Origin of the sequence: Desulfurivibrio nitratireducens (assembly GCF_044068515.1) — a bacterium.
Lineage (GTDB): Bacteria > Desulfobacterota > Desulfobulbia > Desulfobulbales > Desulfurivibrionaceae > Desulfurivibrio.
In genome coordinates, this window is the sequence record NZ_JBIPKI010000026.1 from 24,150 (window position 1) to 32,288 (window position 8,139).

The following is an 8,139-nucleotide window of genomic DNA, read 5'->3' on the forward strand; positions in this document are numbered from 1 at the left end:
TTATGCAGGAAATTCCAAAAATCGGCGCGGTGATGGTGGTAGGCGGCGGAATCACGGGGATGCAGGCAGCCCTGGACCTGGCCGATTCCGGTTATTTCGTTTACCTGGTGGAGCGCTCCGGGGCCATCGGCGGGGCCATGGCTCAACTGGACAAGACCTTTCCAACCAACGATTGCTCGATGTGAATCATCGCGCCAAAACTGGTTGAGTGCGGTCGGCACTTAAATATCAAGTTGATGACCCTCAGTGAAGTTGCCGCGATTTCCGGTGATATCGGCAATTTTCAGGTAACCGTAAAAGAACATCCCCGCTATGTCGATATGGATAAATGTATCGCCTGCGGCGAATGCGCGGTCAAGTGTCCCAAGAAGGTGGCCAGCGAGTATGACGCCGCCACCGGCAAGCGCAAGTCGATCTTTGTCAAGTATGCCCAGGCGGTGCCGCTGAAATACCAGATCGATGCCGCCAGCTGTATCCGCTTCAAGAAAGCCGGAGCCTGCGGTTTCTGCGAACAGGTCTGCCCGGCCGGGGCGATTAACTTCGACGATACCGAAAAAACCCACCAGGTTCAGGTCGGGGCGGTCATTATGGCCCCGGGTTTTGAGACCTTCGACCCGGGTCCGGCTGAGATCTGGGGTTTCGGCCGTTATCCCAACGTGGTCACGGCCATGCAGTTCGAGCGCTACCTTTCCGCCTCGGGGCCGACCGCCGGCCACCTGTTGCGGCCCTCCGACGGCCGGGAGATCCGCAAGGTCGCTTTTCTCCAGTGCGTCGGCAGCCGGGATGAGAACAAGTGCGGTCACGGCTACTGCTCTTCGGTCTGCTGCATGTACGCCATCAAGGAAGCGGTGATGGCCAAGGAGCATGTGCCGGGCCTGGAGACCGCTATCTTCATGATGGATATGCGAACCCACGGCAAGGGGTTCGACCAGTATTACCAGAACGCCAAGGAAAAGGCCGGAGTCCGTTTCGTCCGCTGCCGGGTCCACGGGGTGGAGCCGGAGGGTGATAGCGGCGATCTCCGGCTCCATTATATCAACGAGGCCGGGCGCCAGGTCGAAGAGTATTTTGACCTGGTGGTGCTTTCCGTCGGCATGCAGATTCCTCAGCATGTTCAGGACCTGGCCGCCATGGCCGGGGTCCGCCTGAACAGCGACCGGTTTGCCGCCACTTCGGATTTCGCCCCGGTGGCCACCACCAAAAAAGGAGTTTTTACCTGCGGCGCCTTTGCCGGCCCCAAGGATATTCCCCAATCGGTGATGGAGGGCTCGGCCGCCGCGGCGGCGGTGGCCGACCTGTTGGCCCCGGCCCGCGGCCAGCTTGCCAAGGTCAAGACCTTTCCCCCGGAACGGGATGTGGCCGGTGAGGAGCCCAAGATCGGAGTGTTCGTCTGCCATTGCGGCTCCAATATCGCCGGGGTGGTCGATGTCGAAGAGTTGGCGACTTATGCCGAATCCCTGCCCGGGGTGGTCCATGCCGAGCGCAACCTCTTCAGCTGCTCCCAGGACACCCAGGAACAGCTGGTCCGCACGATCCAGAGCAAGGGTTTGAACCGGGTGGTGATCGCCGCCTGTACGCCCCGCACCCATGAGCCCCTGTTCCGGGAAACCCTGAAGGCGGCCGGGATCAATGAATACCTGGTGGAGATGGCCAATATCCGCAACCATGACTCCTGGGTCCATTTTGCCAATCCCAAGATCGCCACCGGCAAGGCCCGCGATCTGGTGCGGATGGCGGTGGCCAAGGTCAGCCGGCAGATCTCCCTGCAGCCCATCTCGGTGCCGATCACCCAGAAGGGACTGGTGGTCGGCGGCGGCATTGCCGGGATGGCGGCGGCTCTCAACATGGCCGAGCAGGGCTTCGAAGTCCACCTGGTCGAAAAAAGCCCGGCCCTGGGCGGCAATGCCATCTATCTGGGGCACACCTGGTCCGGCGAGTCGATTCCGGAGAAGGCCAGGGAGCTGAGCGACCGGGTAACCGGCCATGAGAAGATCAAGCTCCATCTCGGTTATGAGGTGGCCGCGGCCCACGGTTTCGTGGGCAATTTCTCCACTACCATCACCAGCAAGGACGGGTTAAGTGAGACCATCGACCACGGGGTCGGGATCATCGCCATCGGCGGCCAGTCGCTGCGCACCCAGGAGTACGGCTACGGCCGGATTCCCAACGTGGTCAAGGCCCTGGAGTTCGACCGCCTCTTCAAGCTCAAGGAGCAGCATGTCGCCAAGGCCCGGACGGTGGTCTTCATCCAGTGCGTCGGTTCCCGCGAGGGCGAGCGGATGTACTGTTCCAAGGTGTGCTGCACCCACTCGGTTCAGTCCGCCATCAAGCTCAAGCAGGAAGATCCGACCCGGATGGTCTACATCCTCTACCGGGACATGCGGACTTACGGCCAGCGCGAGCATTTGTACAAAAAGGCCCGGGAGCTGGGGGTGATCTTCATCAACTACGAACTGCACGGCAAGCCCACCGTCGAGATGGAGCACAAGCATGCCAGGGTCGAGGTCTGGGACCATGTTCTCCATCGGCCCTTAAAGATCAAAGCCGATCTGGTGGTGCTGGCCACCGCCATCGTCGCCAGTCCGGACGCCGAAAAGCTCAACAAAATCTACAAGGTTGCCGTGGACGAGAGCGGCTTTTTCCAGGAGGCCCATGCCAAGTTGCGGCCGGTTGATTTCGCCACCGACGGCCTGTTCGTGGCCGGTCTGGCTCATTATCCCAAACCGGTGGAAGAAGCGGTGGCCCAGGCCCTGGCCGCCTCGGGACGGGGTTCGGCCCTGCTGGCCCGCCCGGCGGTCACCCTGGACGCGGTCAAGGCCGAGCCGGTGCTGGAAAATTGCGACGGTTGCGCCCTCTGCCTCGATGTCTGCCCCTACCATGCCATTGAGTTGGTGGAAGGGGAGGTCGTGGTCGCGGGGGCCCAGGCGCCCCGTTATATCAAAGTCAACAAGGCCCAGTGCAAGGGCTGCGGGCTCTGCCAGGGCACCTGTCCCAAGCGCGGGGTGGTGGTGCAGGGCTTTACCATGGAACAGATCAGCAGCCAGATCGAGGCGGCCCTTGCCGGCTGAGCGACCGGTTGAACCGATAACAGGACGACTGACATAAGGAGTAGAGCAATGAGTTATGAACCGAAAATCATAGCATTCTGCTGCAACTGGTGCTCGTATGCCGCCGCCGATCTTGCCGGCACCGGCAGAATGGCCTATCCGGCCAACATCCGGATCATCCGGGTCATGTGCTCCGGCATGGTCCATCCCGAGTTTGTTACCCAGGCGCTCAACCAGGGCGCCGACGGGGTCATGGTGCTCGGCTGACACCTCGGCGAATGTCATTACCTGGATGGTAATTATAAAGCCCTGGCCCGCTCCGAGATGATCACCGAACTGCTCGATGATTACGGTTATGAAGGTGAAAGATTTGCCATTACCTGGGTTTCTTCCGCCGAGCCGGACAAGTTCGTCAAGGCGGTCACCGAGATGACCTCCCGGTTGCAGAAACTGGGTCCCGTTCAGCAAAATGCTCAGGCAGCGTAAAGGAGGATCACATGGGTGTTAAAACTTCTTTGGAATGGCTGAGCTCCTGCGCCGGTTGCGAGATCTCCCTCCTCAATATCGGCGAGGCCCTGGTGCCGATTTTGACCGAGCACCTCGAGATCGTGCATGCCCCGGTCATTATGGACCACAAATATTACGGCCAATGCGGCGATCAGGGCCTCCATCTGCAGTTGCCCGAGGCGACGGTGGGGATCATCACCGGCGGGGTGGCCAACGAGGAGCATCTCGAGGTCCTGGAGGAAATGCGCAAAAAGTGCGCCATCCTCATCGCCCTGGGCTCCTGCGCTACCCAGGGCGGGATTCCGGCCCTGATGAACGGCCAGGACTCCAGCGCCAGCTTTGACGCGGTTTACCGGACTCCCTCCACCGATCCGGGGGCGGTGCGGCCCAACCAAATCGTTCCCCAACTGTTCGATCGCACCTACGCCCTGGATGAGAAGGTCAAGATCGATCTCCAGTTGCCGGGTTGCCCGCCCAACCCGGCCCATATTGCCGAGGTGATTATCTCGCTGCTGGAGAACCGGCCTCCGAACCTGCCGACCAAGAGCGTCTGCGACACCTGCCCGACCCGGCGGGAAGGCAAGGGGGCGGTGGACCAGGTCAAGCGCTTTGTGGAAAACGCCGAGTTCGACCCGGCCCAACCCATCAGCGAGATGCGTTGCCTGCTCGAGCAGGGCTTTGTCTGCATGGGCCCGGTGACCGCCGCCGGCTGCGCCAAGCGGGGCGCCCCCAGTTGCATCGAGGCCCGGGTGCCCTGCCGGGGCTGTTACGGCCCGGTGCTCCCCAGGGGCAACCAGATGCTCGATATGATGAACGCCCTGGCCAGCAATGGCATTGATACCAAATCGGTGGTGGATCGGAGATCCATGCTCCGCTTCAGCGGGGCGCACGGTAATCTGCGTCCGAAGAAAAAGGTTGCGGTCAAGGAGGAAGCATAAGATGGGTAAGGTACTTAATATACAGCCGATTACCCGCATCGAGGGACACGCTCGGATCACCGTGCAGCTTGATGATGCCGGCAATGTCCAAGATGCGTACATGAGTCTGATGTCCCTGCGGGGGTTCGAGAAATTTATCGAGGGCCGGCCGGCCGAAGAGGTGCCCCGGATCGTCAACCGGATCTGCGGGATCTGCCCTTGGATGCACCATACCGCCTCCAACAAGGCGGTGGACGGCTGCTTCGGGGTCACCCCGACCCCCACCGGCCAGAAACTGCGGGAACTGCTCCAGGTCATGGCCCATATCAACGACAAGATCCTGCATTTCTTTTTCCTGGCGGCGCCGGATTTTGTCCTGGGACCCGATGCCGATTACTCGGTGCGCAATGTCATCGGGGTGGTCAAGGCCGCTCCCGAATTGGCCACCGAGGTGGTCAAGATGCGCCAGCTCGGCCAGATGATGATCGACCGCTTCGCCGGCAAGGCGATTCATCCCGTCGCCGCGGTGGCCGGCGGCTTCTCCAAGCCGCTGCCCGAGGAGGAGCGCCAGGCGATGCTCAGGGACACCCGAACCCTGCTCGATTTCTCGCTCTATGCCCTGGATTTTGCCAAGAACAACGTTTTCAACCGCTATCTGGATGTGATCGGCAAGCTGGGCGTGATCACCACCGGCTTTCTCGGCACCGTTGACCGCAATGACGGCTCCCTGCGCTTTTTCGACGGCAAGCAGCGCCTGATGAAGGCCGACGGCTCCTATATCGATTTCGAGGGGGCTGATTATCTCGACTATCTCGGTGAACATGTCGAGCCCTGGGGCTATGGCAAGATGCCCTATGCCAAGGTCTGGAACGAGGGCTTCTCGCTGGATCTCGAGGCGCCCAAGGGCATCTACCGGGTCAACACCCTGTCCCGGATCAACGTTTGCGACCAGATCTCCACCCCCAAGGCCCAGGAGGCCCTGGAGGAGTTCCGGGCCGCCTTCGGCCGGCCGGCTCAGGCCACCCTGCTTTACCATTACGCCCGCCTGATCGAGCTGATCTATGCCTGTGAGCGGACCATCGAACTCCTCAACTGGGAGGGCATCACCGATACCAATGTGCGGGCCAAGGTGGAACCCAAGGCGGGCCGCGGGGTCGGGGTTGTCGAGGCCCCGCGGGGCACCCTGATTCATGATTACACCACCGATGAGCAGGGCTGCATCAAGGCGGCCAATCTGATCGTCGGCACCACCCATAATATCGGGCCGATGAACATGAGCGTCAAGCAAGCGGCCTCCTCGATGATCAAGGACGGCCACTACGATGAAGGCATCATGAACAAGGTGGAGATGGCCGTCCGGGCCTACGACCCGTGAATGTCCTGCGCTACCCACCGCCTGGATGGCGGTATCGCACTGGCCCTGGACCTGGTTGATGTCCGCGGAAACCTGATCGACAGCCTGAAGAATTGAGCTGCAAAACAGCACCCGACACCCCCGGCGGCGGACTGCCGCCGGGGGTGTCGGGTGGCTTGAGCCAATGACAGCCCACCTCATTATGGAGAAAGCAGATGGCAGAAGATAAACCGAAAGCCGAGCGTACCCAGGTGCGGGCCGAGAACCCCAGCGGGGCCTGCGGTAATGTTGATCATATGACGATCGATGAGTTGCGGGCGCGGGCCGTGGGCGACAACTTTGACGGCAGTTGCCCCGCCTGCGGCATGTTTCACCTGACCCGGGCCGAGATCGAGGCCGTGGTGGCGGAAAAAATCAGCGAAACCGATTACTACGCCGAGATTGTCAAGAAGGCGGAGCATAGCTAGCTCCGCCTTCCGATCACTCCCGGAGAAAGTCGATCTTGCCGTCGGCGGGCATCATGGCCGGGTCAACCTCGATGATGATTTCCGCCTGGTATTCTTTTTCCAGCCCCAGCAGATCCTCCTTCTTCTTGTTGAGAAGGTACTGGGCCACTTCCAGGGGCAGCCGGCAGAGCACTTTCCTGGTGCCCCGCCGGCTCAGGCCGGTCTGGAGCTGGCGCAGGTGGGCCAAGGCCAGGTTTTCCACCGAGCGGATCAGGCCGCGGCCCTCGCAGCAGGGGCAGGTCTTGTAGCTGGTGGTCTGGATCGGCGCCGCCATTTTCTGGCGGGAGATCTGCATCAGGCCGAACTTGGAAATTTTGGAAAAATCGACCTTGGCCTTATCCCGCTTCATGCATTCCCGGACTTTTTTCTCCACCTCGCGGGTATGGGCGGCACTGCGCATGTCGATGAAATCGACCACGATCAGGCCGCCCAGGTCCCGCATCCGCAACTGACGGGCCAATTCCTCGGCCGCCTCCATGTTGGCGATGAAGATGCTTTCCTCGAAATCACGGTCCTTGGAGGCGGTGCGGCCCGAGTTGACATCGATGGAGACCAGGGCCTCGGTGGGGTTGATCACGATGGAGCCCCCGGAAGCTAGCGGCACGGTGGGCTGAAACATCTGCTCGATCTGTTTTTCCACGTGGTACTGGTGAAAGATCGGCTGGCTGCCCTGGTGGAGCTTGACCGTGGTCTTGCGGCGCTGGGCCGCCGGCAGCAGCTGGAGGAAGTCGCGGACCTGTTCGGCCGCCTCCTCGTTGTCCACCAGGATTTCCTTGATCTCAGTGGTGTAGTGGTCGCGCAGGAAGCGGGAGATGATGTTCTGCTCCTTGTAGACCAGGGCCGGAGCCTGGGCCTGCTGGCCGGTTTTCTTGATCTCGTTCCAGAGGTTCATCAAGTAGCGCAGATCCTGGCTCAGAGCGGTCTTGGTGATCTCCTGGCTGGCGGTGCGAATGATGTAGCCGATTCCTTCGGGAATATTGAGCCCCTCCACCATCTCCCGGAGCTTGCGGCGTTCAGCTTCGTCGTCGATCTTGCGCGAGATCCCGGCGGAATCGCTGCCCGGCATCAGGACCAGAAACCGGCCCGGCAGGGACAGGTAGGTGGTGAGGCTGGGGCCCTTGTTGCCGGTGGCCTCCTTGACCACCTCCACCAGAACCTCCCGCCCCTTCTTGACCATGTCCTGGATTTTGAGATTCTTCCAGTGGGTTTCCGGGCCCACCTCCTGTTCGTAGTATTCGGGGTGGATTTCGCTGAAGGAGAGAAAACCGTTCTTGGGCAGGCCGATATCGACGAAGGCGGCCTGGAGATTGGCTTCCACCGAGGTAATCCGGCCCTTGTAGATATTGCCCTTGCACTGGGCCCGGCTCACCGATTCGATGAAAAAACCTTCCACCTTGCCGTTTTCCACCAGGGCCAGGCGGCACTCCTCGGGCTCATCGGTATTGATCAGCAGCTTGTAGCTGGCTCCCGCCGCGGTCGTGGCTTTGGCGGCGGCCGGTTCGGCACTCTTGGCCGGGGCCTTCTTGGCCTTGCTTGGGGCGGCCGGCCGGCCGGCGGTCTTGCCTTCGCTTTTGGCCGCGGTTTCGGCGTCGGCCTTGCTTGCGCTCTTGGTCCCCGCTTTAGCCGGGCTTTTGCCGGCGCTGGCGGTCCGGCTTTTTTTGCGAGCCGCGGGGGCGGTTTTTTTCGGTGGGGCCGCGGGGGTGGCGACCTCCGGGCTTTCCGGGCCTGGGGCGGCATCTTCCGGCGGTTTTGCCGGGGCCGGGGTGGTCTCCTGGGCGCCGCTCTCCTTGGCCCGGGCGGCTCTCTCT

General features: G+C 61.7%; 6 protein-coding genes. 5 read left to right on the forward strand and 1 reads right to left on the reverse strand.

What is annotated here, in order from left to right; genetic code table 11:
* The first annotated feature begins 2 nt into the window (after window positions 1–2).
* From ACHHTY_RS07885 to ACHHTY_RS07905, 5 genes are all read left to right on the forward strand, one after another.
* The gene (locus tag ACHHTY_RS07885; RefSeq protein WP_395493559.1) at window positions 3–3,068 is read left to right on the forward strand and encodes an FAD-dependent oxidoreductase; all 3,066 of its coding nucleotides are present in this window, start codon (window positions 3–5) and stop codon (window positions 3,066–3,068) included.
* A 48-nt stretch (window positions 3,069–3,116) separates the two neighbouring features.
* Window positions 3,117–3,533: a hydrogenase iron-sulfur subunit gene (locus ACHHTY_RS07890; RefSeq protein WP_395493560.1), complete on the forward strand. Its 417-nt coding sequence runs from the start codon at window positions 3,117–3,119 to the stop codon at window positions 3,531–3,533.
* 11 nt (window positions 3,534–3,544) lie between these two features.
* A complete protein-coding gene (locus ACHHTY_RS07895; RefSeq protein ID WP_395493561.1) occupies window positions 3,545–4,492 on the forward strand; it encodes an NADH-quinone oxidoreductase subunit B family protein in 948 nt (315 codons plus the stop codon).
* Between the two features lies 1 nt (window position 4,493).
* The gene (locus tag ACHHTY_RS07900) at window positions 4,494–5,942 is read left to right on the forward strand and encodes a Ni/Fe hydrogenase subunit alpha (RefSeq protein WP_395493562.1); all 1,449 of its coding nucleotides are present in this window, start codon (window positions 4,494–4,496) and stop codon (window positions 5,940–5,942) included.
* 98 nt (window positions 5,943–6,040) lie between these two features.
* Window positions 6,041–6,292: a hypothetical protein gene (locus ACHHTY_RS07905; RefSeq protein WP_395493563.1), complete on the forward strand. Its 252-nt coding sequence runs from the start codon at window positions 6,041–6,043 to the stop codon at window positions 6,290–6,292.
* A 13-nt stretch (window positions 6,293–6,305) separates the two neighbouring features.
* On the opposite strand, the gene ACHHTY_RS07910 is transcribed toward ACHHTY_RS07905, so the two are convergent.
* Window positions 6,306–8,139 (reverse strand): Rne/Rng family ribonuclease (locus tag ACHHTY_RS07910; RefSeq protein WP_395493564.1); only part of this gene is annotated, 1,834 nt, incomplete at its 5' end.